Here is a 2,086-nt window from a genome sequence, read left to right as displayed (position 1 = left end):
AGCCTGCTGCCGCGCTGGCGCGGCGCCGCGCCGATCCACCGCGCCATCGAGGCCGGCGACGCGCGCACCGGCATCACGATCATGCAGATGGATGCCGGCCTCGACACCGGCGACATGCTGTCGGTCGAGGCGCTCGAGATCGGCGAGGACAACACCGCCCGCCTGCACGACCGGCTGGCCGCGCTCGGCGGCCGCATGATCGTCGAGGCGCTGGCCGGCGCCGCCGAGGGCCGTCTCGTGCGCACGCCGCAGCCGGCCGAGGGCGTGACCTACGCCAACAAGGTCGAGAAGCAGGAAGCGCTGATCGACTGGCAGCGGCCCGCCGCCGAGATCGTGCGCTGCATCCGCGCCTTCGATCCCTTTCCCGGCGCCAACAGCCCGCTCGAGAACGAGACCATCAAGCTCTGGGCCGCGCATGCCGTGGCCGGCATGGTCTCGGACGCGCCCGGCACCATCCTCGCGGTGACCGGCGACGGCATCGCGGTGGCGGCGGCCGACGCGGTCGTGACCGTCACCGAGCTCCAGCGACCGGGCGGCAAGCGCCTGGGTGTCGCCGATTTCCTGCGCGGCTTCGACCTGAAGACCGGCCAGGTGTTCGGGTGAGCGCCTGATGTTCCTGTCGGCCGCCATCCGGCGCCGCCCGCAGTTCCGCGTGGGCGTGCGCGACATGACCCCCGTGGCGCTGGGCATCGGCGCCTGGGGCCTGATGACCGGCGTGGCCATGGTCAAGTCGAACATGAGCGTGCTCGAGGCCGTGGCGATGACCCTGCTGGTCTATGCGGGCAGCTCGCAGCTCGCGGCCATTCCGCTGCTGTTCGCGGGCGCGCCGGCCTGGGTGATCCTGGCGACCGGCTTCTGCGTCAACCTGCGCTTCGTGGTCTTCAGCCTGCACCTGCGGCCCTACCTGATGCACATGCCGCGCTGGCGCCGCATGCTGCACGGCTACCTCACGGCCGACATGAGCTATGCGCTGTTCACCAAGCAGTACCCGGCGCCGCCGGTCACCGACGAGGAACGGCTCGCGCAGGAGGCCTACCTCACGGGCAACTACGCCGTGACCTGGTGCGCCTGGATGGGCATGAGCCTCTTGGGCATCGCGCTGGCCAACCTGATCCCGCAGAGCTGGGGCCTGGGCTTCGCGGGCGTGCTGAGCCTGGTGGCGATCGTCTGCTCGATGGCCACGACGCGGCTGCGCATCCTCGCGGCGCTGATCGCGGGCGCCACGGCGGTCGCGGCCTATGCGCTGCCGCTCAAGCTCAACATCGTGGCCGCCATCGGCGTGGCCGTGCTGCTGTGCTTCTGGCTCGAGAAGCAGTTCGGCCTCGACCCCGAGGCGGAGGACGACAAGTGAAGGGCGAGACCGATTTCTGGACGCTCGCCGTGATCGTCGGCCTGGCCGGCGTTACCGTGCTCACGCGCTGCTTCTTCTTCATCCTCGACCGGCCCTGGGGCCTGCCCGAGTGGGCGCACCGCGCGCTGCACTACGCGCCGGCCGCCGCGCTGGCCGGCGTGATCGCGCCCGAGATCGTGATGACGCAGGGCCACCTGATCAACTCGCTGCACGACGCGCGCATCTACGCCACCGTGGTCGGCGCGGCCTATTACTACTGGCGCCGCGGCGTGCTCGGCACCATGCTGGCCGGCATGGCGGTGTACCTGCCGCTGCACCTCATCTGGGGCTGGTAGCCGAGCGGATCTCGGTGCCGGCCTCGGTCTCGACCCAGCGCACCAGCTCGCTCACGCTCACGCCGGGCCCGCGCGCCGCATCGGCCTGCTGCCACAGCCGGCGGCCCTCCTCGCTGATCGGCGCCGGCATGCCGAGCTCGCGCGCCAGGTCGACCGCGATGCCCATGTCCTTGAGCATCAGCTCGAGCTTGAACGGATCGTCGAAGCTGCGGCTGATCACGCGCTGGTGGATGTGCGTGCGCGTGATCCACGAGCCGCCGGTGGCCTCGTTGAGCACGTCGGTCATCACGGCCGGATCGAGCCCGGCGCGGGTGCCGATCGCCAGCCCCTCGGCCGTGGCCGTGAGCGTGACGGCGGTGATCAGGTTGTTGAGGCACTTCATGGTGTGGCCGGCGCCGAG

General features: G+C 71.1%; 4 protein-coding genes. 3 read left to right on the top strand and 1 reads right to left on the bottom strand.

The genetic code is table 11. The features are described 5' to 3' along the window. From AC27VN_RS39735 to AC27VN_RS39725, 3 genes are all read left to right on the top strand, one after another. Nucleotides 1–603, top strand: a 603-nt coding sequence (locus tag AC27VN_RS39735; RefSeq protein WP_490880250.1) for a methionyl-tRNA formyltransferase, incomplete at its 5' end; no start/stop codon positions are given. 7 nt (nucleotides 604–610) lie between these two features. Next, on the top strand, nucleotides 611–1,351 hold the full coding sequence (locus AC27VN_RS39730; RefSeq protein WP_490880249.1) for an AzlC family ABC transporter permease: 741 nt from the start codon (nucleotides 611–613) through the stop codon (nucleotides 1,349–1,351). Continuing rightward, nucleotides 1,348–1,686 carry an AzlD domain-containing protein gene (locus AC27VN_RS39725; RefSeq protein WP_490880248.1) on the top strand — a complete coding sequence of 113 codons (339 nt, stop codon included), beginning with the start codon at nucleotides 1,348–1,350 and terminating at the stop codon, nucleotides 1,684–1,686. Before AC27VN_RS39730 ends, AC27VN_RS39725 begins: the two co-directional genes overlap by 4 nt. Here the strand turns inward: AC27VN_RS39725 and AC27VN_RS39720 are convergent. Beyond that, the coding region (locus AC27VN_RS39720) for an NAD-binding protein (RefSeq protein ID WP_490880247.1) at nucleotides 1,670–2,086 on the bottom strand (417 nt) is incomplete at its 5' end. The genes AC27VN_RS39725 and AC27VN_RS39720 overlap by 17 nt on opposite strands.

This window comes from Variovorax sp. 20P10.2.4, from assembly GCF_058244205.1.
The sequence above is the reverse complement of the archived record's forward strand: the minus strand, read 5'-3'. Positions and strand labels throughout refer to the sequence as shown.